16 protein-coding genes and 1 other RNA gene are annotated in these 16,963 nt (G+C 32.4%); 8 read left to right on the top strand and 9 right to left on the bottom strand.

From position 1 onward, the window contains the following. Positions 1-251 precede the first annotated feature (251 nt). The gene (gene kdsB, locus OIU83_RS14825; RefSeq protein ID WP_264207045.1) at positions 252-983 is read right to left on the bottom strand and encodes a 3-deoxy-manno-octulosonate cytidylyltransferase; all 732 of its coding nucleotides are present in this window, start codon (positions 981-983) and stop codon (positions 252-254) included. 138 nt (positions 984-1,121) lie between these two features. Between kdsB and OIU83_RS14820 the strand changes: the two genes are divergently transcribed. Further along, positions 1,122-2,447: a beta-alanine-activating enzyme beta-propeller domain-containing protein gene (locus OIU83_RS14820; protein ID WP_264207044.1), complete on the top strand. Its 1,326-nt coding sequence runs from the start codon at positions 1,122-1,124 to the stop codon at positions 2,445-2,447. Positions 2,448-2,695: 248 nt separating this feature from the next. Here OIU83_RS14820 and ygiD read toward each other — a convergent pair whose 3' ends face one another. Beyond that, positions 2,696-3,526, bottom strand: a complete 831-nt coding sequence (gene ygiD / locus OIU83_RS14815; protein ID WP_264207043.1) for a 4,5-DOPA-extradiol-dioxygenase — start codon at positions 3,524-3,526, stop codon at positions 2,696-2,698. Between the two features lie 250 nt (positions 3,527-3,776). After that, positions 3,777-5,201: an ATP-dependent DNA helicase gene (locus OIU83_RS14810; RefSeq protein WP_264207042.1), complete on the bottom strand. Its 1,425-nt coding sequence runs from the start codon at positions 5,199-5,201 to the stop codon at positions 3,777-3,779. Positions 5,202-5,354: 153 nt separating this feature from the next. On the opposite strand from OIU83_RS14810, the gene OIU83_RS14805 reads away from it, so the two are divergent. After that, positions 5,355-6,176, top strand: a complete 822-nt coding sequence (locus OIU83_RS14805) for a DUF3822 family protein (protein ID WP_264207041.1) — start codon at positions 5,355-5,357, stop codon at positions 6,174-6,176. After that, complete coding sequence (locus tag OIU83_RS14800) at positions 6,173-6,778, top strand: RsmD family RNA methyltransferase (RefSeq protein ID WP_264207040.1); 606 nt, start codon at positions 6,173-6,175, stop codon at positions 6,776-6,778. The genes OIU83_RS14805 and OIU83_RS14800 overlap by 4 nt, the downstream gene beginning before the upstream one ends. Positions 6,779-6,844: 66 nt before the next feature. On the opposite strand, the gene OIU83_RS14795 is transcribed toward OIU83_RS14800, so the two are convergent. From OIU83_RS14795 to OIU83_RS14780, 4 genes are all read right to left on the bottom strand, one after another. Further along, positions 6,845-7,531: a hypothetical protein gene (locus tag OIU83_RS14795; protein WP_264207039.1), complete on the bottom strand. Its 687-nt coding sequence runs from the start codon at positions 7,529-7,531 to the stop codon at positions 6,845-6,847. A 65-nt stretch (positions 7,532-7,596) separates the two neighbouring features. Then, positions 7,597-8,964 (bottom strand): outer membrane beta-barrel family protein, encoded by a 1,368-nt coding sequence (locus tag OIU83_RS14790; protein ID WP_264207038.1) that lies wholly within the window; start codon positions 8,962-8,964, stop codon positions 7,597-7,599. 38 nt (positions 8,965-9,002) lie between these two features. Continuing rightward, positions 9,003-9,692 carry a TonB-dependent receptor gene (locus OIU83_RS14785; protein WP_264207037.1) on the bottom strand — a complete coding sequence of 230 codons (690 nt, stop codon included), beginning with the start codon at positions 9,690-9,692 and terminating at the stop codon, positions 9,003-9,005. After that, complete coding sequence (locus OIU83_RS14780; RefSeq protein ID WP_264207036.1) at positions 9,689-10,645, bottom strand: hypothetical protein; 957 nt, start codon at positions 10,643-10,645, stop codon at positions 9,689-9,691. Before OIU83_RS14780 ends, OIU83_RS14785 begins: the two co-directional genes overlap by 4 nt. A gap of 84 nt (positions 10,646-10,729) precedes the next feature. Here OIU83_RS14780 and OIU83_RS14775 point away from each other — a divergent pair, with 84 nt between their 5' ends. Both OIU83_RS14775 and OIU83_RS14770 read left to right on the top strand, forming a co-directional pair. Further along, a complete protein-coding gene (locus OIU83_RS14775) occupies positions 10,730-12,148 on the top strand; it encodes a sensor histidine kinase (protein ID WP_264207035.1) in 1,419 nt (472 codons plus the stop codon). A gap of 48 nt (positions 12,149-12,196) precedes the next feature. Beyond that, positions 12,197-12,886, top strand: coding sequence for a response regulator transcription factor (locus tag OIU83_RS14770; RefSeq protein WP_264207034.1), 690 nt, complete (start codon positions 12,197-12,199; stop codon positions 12,884-12,886). Positions 12,887-13,071: 185 nt separating this feature from the next. Here OIU83_RS14770 and OIU83_RS14765 read toward each other — a convergent pair whose 3' ends face one another. Both OIU83_RS14765 and rnpB read right to left on the bottom strand, forming a co-directional pair. Next, a complete protein-coding gene (locus OIU83_RS14765) occupies positions 13,072-14,004 on the bottom strand; it encodes a ketopantoate reductase family protein (RefSeq protein WP_264207033.1) in 933 nt (310 codons plus the stop codon). A 196-nt stretch (positions 14,005-14,200) separates the two neighbouring features. Next, an RNA gene (gene rnpB, locus OIU83_RS14760) (RNase P RNA component class A) lies at positions 14,201-14,520 on the bottom strand. Between the two features lie 123 nt (positions 14,521-14,643). On the opposite strand from rnpB, the gene OIU83_RS14755 reads away from it, so the two are divergent. The 3 genes from OIU83_RS14755 (at position 14,644) to dnaX (ending at position 16,954) form a co-directional block, all read left to right on the top strand. Beyond that, positions 14,644-14,937 carry an SH3 domain-containing protein gene (locus OIU83_RS14755; RefSeq protein ID WP_264207032.1) on the top strand — a complete coding sequence of 98 codons (294 nt, stop codon included), beginning with the start codon at positions 14,644-14,646 and terminating at the stop codon, positions 14,935-14,937. 212 nt (positions 14,938-15,149) lie between these two features. Beyond that, positions 15,150-15,809, top strand: a complete 660-nt coding sequence (locus OIU83_RS14750) for a hypothetical protein (protein WP_264207031.1) — start codon at positions 15,150-15,152, stop codon at positions 15,807-15,809. Positions 15,810-15,868: 59 nt separating this feature from the next. Beyond that, positions 15,869-16,954, top strand: a complete 1,086-nt coding sequence (gene dnaX / locus OIU83_RS14745; RefSeq protein WP_264207030.1) for a DNA polymerase III subunit gamma/tau — start codon at positions 15,869-15,871, stop codon at positions 16,952-16,954. The last annotated feature ends 9 nt before the right edge of the window (positions 16,955-16,963 follow it).

Here is a 16,963-nt window from a genome sequence, read left to right as displayed (position 1 = left end):
TTCCCATCAGGGCTAGGATTTGCATTTTCGTTAGAGTTTGTCAAGTTGAGCAAGGTCGCACGGGGCTTTGACTCCGCCTGACAGATTGTAGAGCTTCTTTATTTTATCACTTACGGAGATTCTTCGTACCTCAGAAAGACAAGTTTAGCAACAACAATATTGAGGATATACACTATATTGTCAGGCTGAGCGGAGTCGAAGCCCCGTTTACCGAATCGACAATAATTAAAAATCTTCTTTATACAGTTACTTTATTTAGACAGCAACATCCTTGCTTTCTCCAAGTCCTCTGGCGTATCAATTCCGATCCCTACATGAGTCGTTTCAATCATTTTAATACGTTTCCCAAACTCCAAATAACGTAATTGTTCCAACTTCTCCGAAGCCTCAAGCGATTTCATTGGTAAGCTATAAAAATCTAATAAAGCTTGTTTCCTAAAAGCATAAATCCCTATATGCTGGAAATAACGTACTCCAACATCTTTATCTCTAGGATACGGGATTACCGAACGTGAAAAATACAAAGCAAATCCGCTTTGATCCACTACAACTTTTACATTATTGGGGTTATTAATTTCAGTTTCATCTTTAATCTCACGCATTAAAGAAGCTAAATCCACTTTTTTATCTGAGTCGTTTCTGAAAATTTCAATCACTTTTGCCAAAGGTTCAGCATCGATAAAAGGTTCATCTCCCTGTACATTTACAACAATATCAACTTCTAAATCCTGAATAGCTTCGGCAATCCTATCACTTCCCGATTCATGTTCTTTGATGCTCATAATGGCTTTTCCTCCATTCGAAACAATCTCCCCGAATATAACATCCGAATCTGTTACAACAAATACATCATCAAATAAATTTGTTTCTATTGCAGCTTGATATGTTCTTAAGATTACTGTTTTCCCCCCTAAATCCTGCATTAATTTCGCCGGAAATCTTGTAGAAGCGTAACGCGCTGGAATGACTGCTATTATTTTCATTTTTGATAGTATTAATGATGAATTCTAAAAAACAAATATACCTATTCGCAATCATGTTTTAAAAAATTATTTATAACATATTTCTTAAATAATTAGACTTTAATGTCTTATAAAATATTTATTTTTATACGAAAAAACATGAAAAGATACTTAGCACTTCTCCCACTCTATTTCTTTTTAGTTATAAATAATACATCAGCACAAAAAAATGGAGATACAATTATAAATTCATTTTCAGATCGTATATTCCCGGGGAAAGGATACCAACAATTGGGAGACATAAAATGGAAATTTAAAACCAATGGTAAAATATTCTCTTCTCCAATAGCAAAAAATGGAGTTGTATTTATTGGCAGCGAGGATGGATTTCTCTATGCAATTGAAGAAAAAAACGGAAAAGAAAAATGGAAGTTCAAAGCAAATGGCGCAATCCATAGTTCTCCAAGTATTTACGGAAACATTATTTATTTTGGCAGTTTTGATGGGTATTATTATGCTGTAAACACAACAACGGGAAAACAGATTTGGAAATTCGAAACTGGAGGTGAACATTGGTATGGAGAAATTGGTATGTGGGGCATGAAACCAAATGATATGCTAATGGACGATTTATGGGATTTTTATCTCTCATCGCCTGTAGTTTATAAGGATGGTAAAGCGGCTTCGGTATTATTTGGGAGCAGCGATGGAAATATATATTCAGTAGACGTAAAAAAAGGAAGTCTAAACTGGAAATTCAAAACCGATGGACCAATACACAGCACACCTGTTATTGATAAAAACACTTTATACATTGGTAGTTGGGACGCCAAACTGTATGCTATAGATTGCAAAACCGGAAAAGAAAAATGGAGATTTGTAACCGAAGCCAAAATAGGATTCAAAGGAATTCAATCTTCTGTAGCAGTTGCCAATGGAATGGTTTATTTTGGCGCAAGAGATCCTCATTTTTTTGCTTTAGATTCTGAAACAGGAAAACTAGCTTGGAAATATGATGCCGAGAATTCATGGATTCTAAGTTCAGCAGTAGTAGTAAACAATATTGTATATGTAGGAACTTCCGATACCTATGCATTACTTGCATTAGACTCAAAAACAGGGAAAGAATTATATCGCTTCAGAACAAGCGGATACGTATATTCAACTCCTGCAATTTCTGGAAATACAATCTATTTTGGAGACTTCACGGGCAATTTCTTCTCACTCGATATGCTTTCGTTAGGTAAAATATCAAATTTAATAAGTACTGATGGCAGAAAAAAACATGCCGCCAAAGTTTTAAAAAATGACAAACTGGATTTTACATACGCATCTCATAATTCGGATTTATCTCAATATAAAGAAAATAAAAAAGTTATGAATGAATTTTACAAACTTGGTCCAATTGTTTCTTCACCGTATATAAGTAACAATACCGTTTATTTCGGGAGTGCCGATGGGTATTTTTATGCTGTAGGATTGTAAAATCTTATTTAACTTACTGCAGGAAGAAACGCGGATGATACGGTTTTTTTAAGGCTCTAAGACACTAAGAAACAAAGGTTCAAAGATTTATTAGTTTGTGTTTAAAATAATTGTTGTGGTTTGTGACCTTTGTAAAAATAAAAAACAATAGAAAAAATCCGTATCATCCGCGTTACTTTGCAGACAATCTGAAATCACAAAGAAAACACTTTATAGAAAACTGAAACTGAAACTGTACACTATATCTGTTACATAATCTTAACCGAAGTCATACTTAATGACCCAGCCAATAATTTATCATTAAACAAAGTTAACTCTTCAGATTTATCCTTTAAACCCAACGTATAAAGCAATGGCAAATAATGATCCGGAGTTGGAATCGCCAATTGAATGGCTCTGTCCATTTTTTCGTAATTAATAAGCGGTTGGAAGTTTCCGTCCAACAAATAATCATTAATCGTTTGCCTAGCTTCTATTGCCCAATCGTACCCATAATTATCTCTGTCGTAATTATGAAAATCGACTAATCTTAAATTATGAACAATATTACCACTACCAACAATCAAAACTCCTTTATGACGTAGGGATTGTAATTTTTGAGCCAATTCAAAATGATATTGCCCCGGTTTTGAATAATCAATACTCAACTGAATCACTGGCACATTTGCCTCTGGATATAAATGTTTTATCACACTCCATGCACCGTGATCCAAGCCCCAGGTTTCATCTAATTCTATTTCGACAGGACTTAGTATTCTTTGGGTTTCAATTGCTAATTCCGGACTTCCTTTAGCTGGATACTGTACATCAAATAAAGCTTGCGGAAAACCTCCAAAATCATGAATTGTTTTTGGCATTTCCATCGCCGTAACTTTTGTTCCCTTGGTGTACCAATGCGCCGAAATACATAAAATAGCATTCGGTTGTGGCAATGTCTTAGCTAAGTTCCTAAACTCTGCAACAAACTCATTTTCTTCAATCGCATTCATAGGACTGCCATGTCCAAGAAACAAAACAGGCATTTTATCAGTATTCGAAAAAGCTTGCGAAATTTTATGTAAATCGTTTAGTGTATTCATAATCTAAGTGAGATTAATGTTCAAAAAAACTAACTCGAATTGTACGAATTAGCACTAATTATTTTAAGTAATCAAGGGATTTCATTCTCATTGTTGAATTGACTCCAGCTAAAGCTGGAGTACTAAAATCGAAATATAAATTGGCTTTAGCCAAATGACAATAGATTTTGGCTAAAGCCATTTACTTTATTAATTCAAGACCTCCAGCTAAAGCAGGAGGCAATTCAAATTCGTGTTTAAAACTTTAAAATCATTCTACAAAATGCTCGTCTTTAAAGCCTATCAAATATAATTTATTTTTTGCTCTTGTCATAGCGGTGTACAACCATCGAATATAATCCCTATCGATACCGTTTGGCAAGTAAGGTTGCTCAATAAATACTGTATCCCACTGCCCTCCTTGCGATTTATGACACGTTATCGCATAAGAGAATTTTACTTGTAATCCATTGAAATATTCATTGTCCTTAACCTTTTGGAATTTCTTGTATTTAGTCGTTTCACCCTCATAATCTTTCATAACCTCTTCATACAATCTATTCGATTCTTCGAAACTTAACGATGGTGATTCGCTCTTTATAGTATCTAATAACAAAACCGTTTCAAAAGGCTTCTGGTTTGGATAATCGACCATTCGAATTTTTACTTTCGCAAATTTAAAACCGTATAATTCCTGAATATTGAAAATCTCCAGAATCTCGATAATATCACCATTGGCAATAAAACCAGCTTCATCAGAATCTTTTAGCCAGAAATAATTATTCTTAACTACCATCAGGAAATCGCCTGTAGAAAGATCGCTTTCTTTAAATAAAATCTTAGTTCGAATTTGTTCGTTATATTGATTGGCTCGTTTATTAGAACGCACAATAAACGCCGTATCTTCAATACTATAATTGCTGTAAGCAGAGTTTATAGCATCCTGAATATCGTAACCATCTGTTAATCGCACAATATCTTTAAATTTCTTTACATCAAACCTAAATTCGGTAATAAAACTTTCTTTTAGTAATTCACGTAATTCCGTAGCATTAAATAAAATTCCAGAGTTTTCTTCCTGACGCATAACTTCGTCAAGTTCTATATGTTCAACTTCTTTATTATAATTTACACTTAATGTATGAATATCTAGCGCAGGACTAATATCTAAATTTACTGGAGGCAACTGGGCTGTATCTCCCAATAAGATCATTTTACAATTGGTTCCCGAATATACATAAGAAATCAAATCATCTAATAAAGAACCGTTTTCATATAGTTTAGAATCCGAATTACTATCGGAAATCATCGAAGCCTCATCGACTATAAAAATCGTGTTTTTATGTTTGTTTGGCTGAATGGTAAACGAAACGCCACCACCAGAAGATTTCTTAGGGAAATATATTTTTTTATGAATTGTAAAAGCTGGTTTACTCGAATAATTGGCAATTACTTTGGCAGCACGACCTGTTGGCGCAAGCAAAACATATTTCTTATCAATGTCGGCTAAATTATTTACAATGGTCGAAATTACCGTAGTTTTTCCTGTTCCTGCATATCCTTTTAGCACAAAAATTGTATCATTTGCTGTGTCGGTTAAAAATATAGCAATCTTTTGAAAAAAAATATCCTGTTTATACGTCGGAGAAAAGGGGAATTTTTTTTGTAAAAGACTATAAAACAGGGAAGAACTCATAACGGTTATATTAATGTAAAATTATCATCAAATATAGGCATCAAACGCGAGGCAAACACATAAAATCCCAAATGAATAAAAAAAAATTGTAAGTTTGTCATCACGTATAATTCTATCTTGATTCTTAACAAGAATTGAATTCTAAATCCATTTATGCAATCACAGAATACAAATATAACATCAAAAAAGTATAAAAAGCTTTCCATCCAGGTTTCGCTGGCTGGGCTTTCGTTTTGTTGCTTTGACACATTAAACAATACTGTTTTATCATTAAACGAGGTTACTTTTGACACGTTTCATAAAACTGCAAAAATTGAAGATTTATTTGCCGATGCTTTTAGCAAACATCTGGAACTTAAAGATTCTTATGATGAAATAACGGTTATTCATAACAACAATTTGTCAACATTTGTTCCTACTGCCCTTTTTGACGAAAACTTTCTAGGCAGCTATTTACAATACAATACTAAGGTTTTTGAAACTGATTTTTTTGCTTTCGATCAAATTTCAAATTATCAGATGAATGCAGTTTACATTCCGTATGTAAATATCAATAACTTTTTTATTGATCAATTTGGTACATTCGAATACAAACATGCCAATAGTATTCTTGTCGAAAAGCTTTTGGATGGATCCAAAAACAATGACGATAAAACAATGGTTGTCAATTTTAATTTAGGACATTTTGAAATCATTGTCGTACAAAACCAAAAACTATTATTATTTAATTCTTTTGAATATCAAACTCCAGAGGATTTTATTTATTATTTGCTATTTACAGCAGAACAACTTAATATGAACCCCGAGAGTTTTAAACTTGAATTGTTAGGAACGATTTCTGAAAAAGACGATTTTTTTGCAATCGCTTATAAGTATATCCGAAATGTATCCTTGTTTGACGTATCTAATTTAAAAAGAAATAATTCTTTTTCGACGGCTCAAAATCAACAACATTTTATACTTTTTCAATCATGAGAATCATTTCAGGAAAATACAAAGGAAGACGCATTTTTCCACCAAAAAACCTTCCAGTAAGACCTACAACTGACATGTCTAAAGAAGCATTATTTAATGTTTTGAACAACCATTTTAGTTTTGAAGGCTTAAAGGTTTTAGATTTATTTGCGGGAACGGGAAACATCAGTTATGAATTTGCCTCTCGTGGTTGCACCCCAATTACATCTGTAGATGGTGATTTTGGTTGTGTAAAATTCATCAAGCAAGTTGCGGCCGAATATGACTTTAATATTGCAGCAACAAAAAGCGATGTCTTTAAATTTTTAGAAAGTAGTAAAACATCATACGATATTATTTTTGCCGATCCTCCATATGCTTTAGATCAGGCTACATTTGAAAAAATTATAATGCTAGTTTTTGAAAGAGAACTTTTGCAAGAAGACGGAATGATGATTATCGAACATTCTAAATACACTAAACTAGAGCATTTGAGTAATTTCTCTTTCCAGAAAAGTTATGGTGGTTCATTCTTTAGTTTCTTCGAATTTGATTCGACAGAAGATGAGGAAGAAATAAGCCTTAAAGCAGCAACAAAAAACACCGAAGAAGACGAAGGTTAATTTACAACTAAATTACCACAATACAAAACCCCTTGATTTTCAAGGGGTTTTGTATTTACAACAATTCTAAACTTTCTTCTTCTTTAAACCCAAATAAAAATTAATTCCAAATCCTAAAACATCCTGAGTACTATAATTAGAGCTATTTGGATTCGACTTTAATTCATTAAGGGCTTTTCCCAGATTAATTCCATTGTAGTACAAATTAAATGCTAAAGAATTCGAATAATCTCCTGAAAAATTGAGCATATAACCAACCCCAATTCCTAAAGAATGCTGTGTATCCGACGCATTCTGCCTTACTATAATCGGATTTGTGAGATCAGCAGGATTCCTTGATGCTAAGTCTCTTCTAGCTTCAATTCTAGAAAATGAATATTTAGGAAGTATTTGTATATAACCGGAATCCTCCTCATAATCTCCTATCACTATTTTTGGACAAAAGCTATAATTTATAGCCGAAACAAACTTTGTAGATGTACTTATTGTAAGTCCTTTATCATCTAAACTCACAGCATCTTCGGGGGTTCCAAACATATAACTTATTTCTATTTCGGGTCTTAAAAATTTAATTATCTTAAATTCTGAACCTAATGAAAAACTTCCAAAACTTGATTTTTCAAAATCACTATGTAAGTAAACTGCCCCACCTATAAAAGGACGTATTTGAGCATTGCCTTTTAAAACTGTAATAATAAAAAGAAAGAGAGTAAAGATTATTTGCTTTACATTCTTAAGGACTGATAATTGCATCGGTTGGTTATTTTTGCCAAACATAATTCATTTAATTCTATTTGTAAAAATTCATTCTGCATTATTTATCGAATCCTACCAGAATCATCTACACTTTTTTCCTTAAACTGTGAATCTTTTATTTTTCCAAACGAGTATTTTACAGCAATCGAAATTTCATGCCAATCAACTTGATATCTTGCCTTTGAACTCACATTATTAATCGTAAACTGTTCTTCTTGGATATTGTTATTAAAAACATTGTTACAAGTTAAAGTACAATCCCAATTTTTGAAAAAAGTTTTAGAAACCGCCATATCTACAACAAATCTTTCGTTTCGTTCAAAAACACCTTTATTTTGTTTAGTCAATCCCCAACCAGAAACCGTAAGGGTAAATCCTTTGGGAAGTTTAAATTCATTATTTGAATAATAATATAAATAGGGTTTTGAAGCTAAAAACAAAGCCGACTTATCTTCAATTTTTTCTAAAATAAAAACCAATGAATTTGTTGTTGTCCAAAATCTATAACTAAAAGGCATGGTGAAATCCAGATTAAATCCTGTTTCCTTATCAAAATTCACATCTTTGAACGTCATGATATTTTGCCCATCATCATATATAAAACTATTATAAACGGGATTTCTGTTTTGATAGTAACTTAGTTTAACTGATTTGTCATGATACTGAAAAGCAGAAGAGATTTCATCGATAATTGTGGGATCTAAATTTATATTTCTGCCATATAAAAAATAAGGATTTATATACGTTGTTCCCTGACTTAAAGAAGAATAATTAGGCCTCGAAATACTTTTGGCATAATTTACACTAATACTTTTTGAACTATCTATCGGGAATGCAAGTTGTGCTTTCGGGAAAAAATTAGTGTAATTCTTATCAATCAAAGGCAATAAATCTGTTTTAAATTTTCCGTTTACATCTGTGTTTTCAACTCTTATCCCAACCGAGAAATCAACTTTCTTAATCTTACCTGATAACTGACTATATCCTGCTAAATTTTGTTCTTTAAAATCATAATAGCTCAATATGTTTTTATTGGTTTCATAATAAAATATATCAAAATCTGATTTTGAATCGGCCGAAGAATACAATCCTCCGACTTCTAGTTTCATTTCATTTTTAAACTTTTTCTCGATATCTATTCTTCCTAAAAAAACACCAACTTTAAACTTTTGATCTCTAATTTGTGTCAATCCAAATTCCGTATCATTAAAATTATTTTCGACTTGGCTCCATAATCCCTGATCAAAATTAGAATATTGCAAACCAGTAAACACCTGCGTATCGATAGCTTTTATTTTCTTAGAATAATTTAAAAATGCATTTACAAAATCCTTATTACTATCATTATCACTAAAAGTTAAAACGTTATTTTCGATATTATCTTTTTTATTATAAGTACTTGTATTAATACCAAAAGTGTCTTTTTGCAACTTACTATTTATATTAAATGAGAAATAATCATCCTCATTTATTTTATAAAACAATCCACCTCAAAAATATACTGCTTCCGTTTTGTATAAGCTTCTACATCATAATCCGAAACAATATTAGCATTAGCAATCTCATAATCTATACTATGATTCTCCCAAGGCTGTAATTGATTGTAATTAAAATTGGCTTTCCATTCTAGTTTATTCTTTTTGAAACTAGAATTAAATCCGAGATAATTATTGTATTTTTTCTTAAAAGAAGCCACTTCAGAGATATCCATTTTAAAACTATCTTTTTTGCTAAACTTTCTTGTAATCAAGATTACTGCACGCCCTTCGGCTTCATATCTAGCCGATGGATTCTGGATAATCTCAATATTCTTTATATCATCTACCGATAGCATATTTAAATCATTCATTCCTACTCTTTGGTTATCCATATAAATAAGAGGAGTTCCTTTGCCCACAATCGAGATATTCTCTTTGTCTGAGCTTACAATAATAGTTGGCAGTTTAGATAATAAATCCAGCGTATTAGGAACCGAATTATAAACCGAATTAGCAACATCTATTTTAATATTTCCGTTTTGGTTCGCAAAAGTTTTTGCTTTTGTACTAATAACGACTTCTTCTAATGCATTCGAAATACTATCTCTTGGTGTTTCGTTTTGTGCATATCCAAATGCAGAAGCAAGAAGGCAAATGGTAATTATTATTATTTTAATCATTTTTTAAGTAAATTAAGAATCCAATTCAAGCAATCATCTGTATTCAATATCGACCAAGAATGCGGATTTTTACTTCCGTTTAATCGCACGCCCTTTCCTTGACTTATAATTACACTTGCATTGTTATTCCCCAAAACTTTCAATTGGCTTATCATGGCAACAATGTCAATTCCGTTCCAATCATACAAATCACGGTGGCGTTCATTAATTAACCAGTTTACATCTAGATCTGTATACATACGCACAGGCATGTTTTTTAAGTATTTTGCATTTCCTCCATCTTTTGCACCGAAAGAAAAAATAGAAGCTTCGATATATTTTTCAGGAAATTGGTCAGGCGAACCACCATACAAACTATCCCAATTATCCTTTATCCATTTTGCCTCGTTTGCTCCCGTCTCAGAAAAGTTTCTTTTAATTTCTCTTTCGCAATATTTATAAAAACGAGTTTGATCCAGTGGAGCATCCAAAGCAAAAATCCCTTTAGGAACTAAAAATAATTTGTTTGGATTCTTAACTGCATTTTCAGCATAAGTCAAAGAAATAATCCCTCCATTAGATAAACCTCCCAGAATAAAATTCTCCTTAGAAACCTTATGTTTTATTACAATTTCATTAAAAATCTTGTCCAAAAAAGAAAACTCAGCCTCTTTGCTATCCGTACTCCAATTTATAGAAGGAATAATTACCAAGATTCCTTTCTTAACAGCCAACTCATGTAGTGTTATTTGTTTTAATAAATCTTCTGTCGATTCTCCTCCAGAAGGCAAAATTACCAATGCCCCAATAATATCCGTTTTTGGAACCATTTTATAATAATGCAATGATTGAGATTCTTCGTCATTGACATATATATCATTGGTATCTAAATAATCAACCGTTACTTTTTCCATTTTTTGCCCATAACAAAATGTAATTCCAAATAGAATCAGCATTGATAATTGTTTTCTCATAATTTTATTTTTCTATATAATTCGATTGCAAAAATGGTTCTAAAAAACACTGCCGAAAGTTAATCGTAGGTTAATGCAGGGTTAATGCATCAATTAAAAGATAAAAGCTTTATTTTTGGAATGTATTTACGGGATGAAATGAAACACAGAATCAACTTATTAATCTCTTTATCAGCTATCGCATTGGTTGTTTTATCTGTAGTGCAATGCTATTTGGTAAAAACAACTTACGACTATAAAGTGGCACAATTTCATTCGGAAATTAAGAATGAAATAGCTTTTATTACAAACGATTATAGCGATATCGATTCGACAATTGTCAATAAAAAAGAACATCTGTACAAGCAATTAGCCGAGAACTATATACACGACAAGAAAACAAAATCGGATATTAAAACTGCTTTGCTTCAAAACGAATTTCGTAGTGAACTAACCCAAAAATTGCAACAGAAGTTTAATAGAGAAATTCCAAATTTTTCTATAGATTTTGCCATTGTACTCAACAAGTTTATCATCTATAATAGTTCTAAAAAAGCAGATACAATTTTCTCCGAGAAACCATTTATAAAAAATAAATTATACGGTAATCTGGCTTCGTTAGACAACGCTTTTTTGGTTCGTAATTATGTAGGTACAACAAACGGAACAGCGCAAATGCAAGATTATAATTTGCTTACCGAAGATTCTATGTACGTATCGATTATCGATTGGGAAATGATAATATTAAAAAGAATGAGCATGATTTTGTTCTTGTCCTTATTATCGATTTTAACCTTAATAACACTTTTTGTAATTGCCATAAAAGCACTGATAAAGCAGAAAAAAGTAAGTGATATTAAAACCGATTTTATCAATAATATCACCCACGAACTCAAAACCCCGCTAACAACGCTGGCAATTTCTACCAAAATACTGGAGCGAAAAGACATTCGTAACAACGAAATTCATTTCAACTCGATTCTTAATACTATTTCTCGCCAAAACAACCGTTTACAGAGTTTAATCGACCAGGTTCTAGCAAATTCACTAGATGAAAATGAAATGGAAATGCAGAAAGAAAAGATTATTACCGAGTCTTTCCTGAATGCAATAATCGAAGATTTTAAAATTGCATATCCTAAGGTTAAGATAGAAACCCATTTTACTACAAACGAAACCACTTTGGTATTAGATAAGTTTCATTTAACAACAGCCATCTTAAATGTGCTTGAAAATGCAGTAAAATACGGTTCGAATACCATTATTATAAAAACCACATTAAACCAAAACCAATTTAATCTTAGTATTCAGGATGACGGGATTGGAATTTCTAAAAGCAAACATTCTTTACTTTTTGATAAATTCTATCGGGTAGAGCAAGGCAATCTACATAATTCTAAAGGATTAGGATTAGGACTTTATTATGTAAACCAAATCATCAAAGCGCATCAAGGTACGATTGCCGTAATAAGCGATTTAGGAAAAGGAGCTAATTTTTATATTAGTATCCCGTTAAGTTTTTAGTTTCAGTCACAGTTTCAGTTTTCAGTCGCAATACTTACAATCAATAAAATGAAAAAAATACTTTTGGCAGAAGATGATTCCGATTTTGCAAACGTACTCAAACAATATCTGGAATTATATGATTATGATGTTACTTGGGCCGAAAATGGTCAGGAAGCCTTAGCCGTTTTTCAAACTACAACATTCGATATTTGCGTGTTCGATGTCATGATGCCCATCATTGACGGATTTACACTTGCCGAAAAAATCATAAAAATCAATCCCGAAGTTCCATTCATTTTTCTCACAGCAAGAAAACTTAAAGAAGATAAAATAATTGGGTTAAAACTCGGAGCCGACGATTATATTGTAAAACCCTTTGAAGCCGAAGAACTTATCTTACGTCTAAATAATATCCTGAAAAGAAGCCAACAAAAAACACCACTTTTCTCCGAAACCAATGAGTTACAAATTGGATCTTATTTATTCGATACCAAACGATTATCTTTAAGAAAAGACAATAAAAACCAACAACTTACCGAGAAAGAAGCTGCCCTTATTCATTTCTTTTACACACATAAAAACCAAATGTTAAAAAGAGAACAAATCCTAAAATCGATTTGGAAAAATGACGACTTTTTTTCGGGCAGAAGCATGGATGTTTACATCAGTAAAATTCGGAAATACTTTAAAGATGATTCCCGAATTAGCATTGATAGTATCCGTAATATCGGACTGGAATTTAAAATAATAGATTAAAAACACACAATCTTAAACTTATTAACACATAGAAACATAGATTCTACATGTCGCAAAGGAGACAAAAAGAAATACATTCTTTCTCATAGCTTAGCTTAGCTTAGTGTTTTTTAAATAAGTGAAACGCCTATTCTAAGGGAATAAAACCTATGCTTCTATGTGTTGAAAATTACAACCAATAAACATTAATTACTCTCATTTTTGGCTAATTTGCCCAAAATCAACTGATACGTTGGGGTTTCAATTTCATATTTCAAACCTTCATTTACTACAAATTCTGTAAGCGACGAAAGTTCAATTTTTCTTCCAGCCAATAAATCACGGTGCATAGACGAAGTTGCATCACGAGGCGATTTCTCAAGTTTTAATATCGTTTGCATTACAATATCATTAGGAAGATTCAGCCCTTTTACAGCCGCAATCATAGTAATTTCATTCAGCAGCGAAACATATAAATTTCGGCTAGAAGCATTTTCCATGATTTCGCTAATATTCTGATTCAAGTAAGAAGTAGCCGAAGCCAAAGACGAAATAAAAACAAACTTCTCCCAAACCGTTTCTTCAATATTATCTACCAGATAACTTTCGATTTTAGCATTCTCAAAAATGGTTTGTAATGCCTTCATTCTATAAACCGAAGCACTGTCAGAACCAAAAAACAACTTTTCGTAAATACCTATTTTTTTAATAACACCAGGCTCAGCAATCATCGAAACGATATACACACAACCTTGCAAAACTTCGTTATCTGGAAAAATAGTACTAATGCGTTCCGGAGCATCAACGCCATTATATAAAGGAAGGAAAACAGTATTCTTGGTAATACATTTTTTTATGGCATCAAGACTTTCTTCTATATCATAGGTTTTAGTAGCGCAAATAAGGTAATCTAGTTTCCCTATTACATCAGGATTATTAGATACCATAGTCGGAAAAACAGTTGTTTCACCTTCATCTGTAATTATTTTCAAACCCGATTCAGCAATAACTTCCATCGCTTTACCACGTGCAATAAAAACCACATCTATAGCATCGTTTTCGGCGTAGGCTTTCGCCAAAAGTCCACCAAAATAACCACCTACTCCACCCAAACCTAAAATTCCAATTCTTGTTTTCATTTCTAGTATTTTTTACAACTCCCGATAATTATCGGAATTAAAAGATTCACACAGATTAAAAAAAGTAAATAGCTACAATCTACGCATCCGTTTTATATCCATAAGTAATAAGAAATTAATTCTTATTTTGGTTTTTTCAGAAATAACTTGAGAAGATTATTTTATGAAAATAAATTTGATACTCTCACAAATATAAAAAAAATGCAGACCTATAAGCCGGATTCTGTTCTTGTTATTACTAACAATACCTTATCATTTATCTAGACTTACAATTACTCATAAGTTCAAGCTATCTACCCTTCAGCAACGAACGAGAAGCTCTTAAATGCTGATATACTTGATATTTCACCGCATAGAGTTTACCTGTTTTCACTACAGCATTACCTGTACATACTTTCTGTTGCACTTGTCCTAACGCTATTTCTAACGCCGACGGGTGTTACCCGCTATGCTTCTCTGTGGTGTCCGGACTTTCCTCCCCTCACCTAAGTGAGCGACGATAAGGCGGTCTGCGGGGCAAATTTAGCGTTTTTATTGCTCTCTTTTATCCATTACAAAATTTACTTTAACACTCCTTTTTCAAACACTTAATTTTAAAATAGTTATCTTTAAACGTTAACCACCAAAATTTCATTTATCATGATTAGAATGTATCACTACGCAACTGTATCCAAAGCTTTGGATCAATTAAACGAAAAAGGATTTACTTATGATTTTAATCTAAATGAAGATGTAATAAAGAAAAATCCCGAAAAATTTGAAATCGTACATGTGTATCGATACGAAGGTGATTCAGATCCAGGCGACGAAGCCGTGGTTTATGGAATAAAATCTACATCGGGCAAAAAAGGTGTTTATGTTGCTGGATTTGCAGCCAATTCCGATTCTGAAACTGCAAAAATCTTAAGTGATTTAAGCATCAAAGGAAGATAATTTTATTTAGGAGCTATTCCTGCTCTCCGCTGTATCTTTTTCTGGCTAAAAAAAAGCCAGAAAAAGGATGCCGCTTCTATCAGGGCTAGGGGCTTGGGTTTCATCAGGAACTATTGTTATTATGAATAGAGTAATTCAACGCTAGCTAGGAGTCTGTATATACCAACTTATAGTATCATTAAAAAGACTATTATTGTATTAAAATCATCTCCATGAAATTAAAACACCTCTTACTATTGGCATTCTTTTGCTTTTATAATTATTCTTATTCTTGTAAGTGTGAACCGCACAACAGAGAAATAATGGTTGCTGAAGGATTAAAAAATTACGACATTGTTTTTTATGGAGAATTAGTAAAATCTGACACAATATCAGGGAATTTTACTTTTAAAATTCTAGAGCTATTTAAAGGAGAAATCAACTCAGCTTTTATTAGTGGAAGCGCAACAGCAAGTAATTGTTCCGTCCTCCCAATAAAAAAAGAACTTTGGATTGTTTATGCAAACTATACAAACAACACAAATATTACCATCAGTATGTGTTCGCCAAGTATGGGACTCGAATCATTATTAGGCGCTTATCCAACTCCGCCACCATCTAGATATTATGAAATAAAAGATATTGATCTTAGAGATTTATATCAAAAGGTATATCTCTTAGAGGATAAAAATCAAAACATTGTAGACTGGATTCAACAATTAGAAAGATTAAGAACCTACAAATCTTCCCAAAATATAATTTCTGAAAAAGAAAAAACAGAACTAAAAATAGAAAGTTACAGCAGGTATATTATCATTTCTTTGATTGTCAACATAGTATTATTTTCATTTTTAATCATTATAATTCTAAAGAAAAACTTATTCACCAAATAAACAAATTACCCTTTAAAAAATAAACAAAAATCTTATCTTTGCTACCCAATAAACAATCTATGGAACAATTTGTAGTATCGGCTCGTAAGTATCGCCCGCAGACATTTAAGGATGTTGTGGGACAAAAAGCCATTACCAACACTTTACTTAATGCCATAGAGAGTAATCATCTTGCTTCGGCTTTATTATTTACAGGACCACGTGGAGTTGGTAAGACAACTTGTGCGCGTATTCTTGCCCGAAAAATAAACCAACCGGGATATGATGATCCAAACGAAGATTTTGCATTTAACGTTTTTGAACTCGATGCTGCTTCAAACAACTCTGTAGATGATATTCGTAGCTTGATCGATCAGGTTCGAATCCCGCCACAAACAGGGCAATACAAAGTATATATTATTGATGAGGTGCACATGTTGTCATCGGCAGCTTTTAATGCTTTTTTAAAGACATTAGAAGAACCGCCTAAACATGCCATCTTTATATTAGCAACAACAGAGAAACATAAAATCATTCCAACGATTTTATCTCGTTGTCAGATTTTTGATTTCAAAAGAATTACCGTAAAAGATGCCAAAGAACATCTAGCCGAAGTTGCAACAAGTCAAGGTGTCGTTTTTGAAGATGATGCACTACACATTATTGCACAAAAAGCGGATGGCGCGATGCGCGATGCTTTGTCTATTTTTGACAGAGTTGTTTCTTATTGTGGCACGAATTTAACCCGTCAGGCAGTTACCGAAAACTTAAACGTTTTAGATTACGAAACCTATATTACAATCACCGATTTTATTCTTGAAAATAAAATCCCTGAATTATTAATGGCTTACAATGATATTCTTGCCAAAGGTTTTGACGGACATCATTTTATTGCCGGTTTAGCATCGCATTTTAGAGATTTATTGGTGAGCAAAACTCCTGCAACTTTATCACTTCTTGAAGTTGGTGAACAAGCACAACAAATGTATGGAGTACAATCTCAAAAAACTTCTCAGGAATTTTTACTAAAAGGGATTGAAATCGCAAATGATTGTGATTTAAAATACAAATTAAGTCAGAATCAACGTCTATTGGTCGAACTTAGTTTAATGCAATTGGCCTCTATCAATTTTGATGGAGAAAAAAAAAAGCTGACCAATATATAATTCCTCCTA

The organism is Flavobacterium shii, from assembly GCF_025847235.1.
In the GTDB taxonomy this organism is placed as follows: domain Bacteria; phylum Bacteroidota; class Bacteroidia; order Flavobacteriales; family Flavobacteriaceae; genus Flavobacterium; species Flavobacterium shii.
The sequence above is the reverse complement of the archived record's forward strand: the minus strand, read 5'-3'. Positions and strand labels throughout refer to the sequence as shown.

Bases quoted from the DNA above. Each gene is read 5' to 3' on its own strand.
- OIU83_RS14805 (WP_264207041.1), top strand. From the start codon at position 5,355: ATGCAATCACAGAATACAAATATAACATCAAAAAAGTATAAAAAGCTT.
- kdsB (WP_264207045.1), bottom strand. From the start codon at position 983: ATGAAAATAATAGCAGTCATTCCAGCGCGTTACGCTTCTACAAGATTT.
- dnaX (WP_264207030.1), top strand. From the start codon at position 15,869: ATGGAACAATTTGTAGTATCGGCTCGTAAGTATCGCCCGCAGACATTT.
- OIU83_RS14820 (WP_264207044.1), top strand. From the start codon at position 1,122: ATGAAAAGATACTTAGCACTTCTCCCACTCTATTTCTTTTTAGTTATA.
- OIU83_RS14810 (WP_264207042.1), bottom strand. From the start codon at position 5,201: ATGAGTTCTTCCCTGTTTTATAGTCTTTTACAAAAAAAATTCCCCTTT.
- OIU83_RS14780 (WP_264207036.1), bottom strand. From the start codon at position 10,645: ATGAGAAAACAATTATCAATGCTGATTCTATTTGGAATTACATTTTGT.
- OIU83_RS14765 (WP_264207033.1), bottom strand. From the start codon at position 14,004: ATGAAAACAAGAATTGGAATTTTAGGTTTGGGTGGAGTAGGTGGTTAT.
- OIU83_RS14775 (WP_264207035.1), top strand. From the start codon at position 10,730: ATGCATCAATTAAAAGATAAAAGCTTTATTTTTGGAATGTATTTACGG.
- OIU83_RS14750 (WP_264207031.1), top strand. From the start codon at position 15,150: ATGAAATTAAAACACCTCTTACTATTGGCATTCTTTTGCTTTTATAAT.
- OIU83_RS14770 (WP_264207034.1), top strand. From the start codon at position 12,197: ATGAAAAAAATACTTTTGGCAGAAGATGATTCCGATTTTGCAAACGTA.
- OIU83_RS14795 (WP_264207039.1), bottom strand. From the start codon at position 7,531: ATGCAATTATCAGTCCTTAAGAATGTAAAGCAAATAATCTTTACTCTC.
- OIU83_RS14755 (WP_264207032.1), top strand. From the start codon at position 14,644: ATGATTAGAATGTATCACTACGCAACTGTATCCAAAGCTTTGGATCAA.
- OIU83_RS14800 (WP_264207040.1), top strand. From the start codon at position 6,173: ATGAGAATCATTTCAGGAAAATACAAAGGAAGACGCATTTTTCCACCA.
- OIU83_RS14785 (WP_264207037.1), bottom strand. From the start codon at position 9,692: ATGATTAAAATAATAATAATTACCATTTGCCTTCTTGCTTCTGCATTT.
- ygiD (WP_264207043.1), bottom strand. From the start codon at position 3,526: ATGAATACACTAAACGATTTACATAAAATTTCGCAAGCTTTTTCGAAT.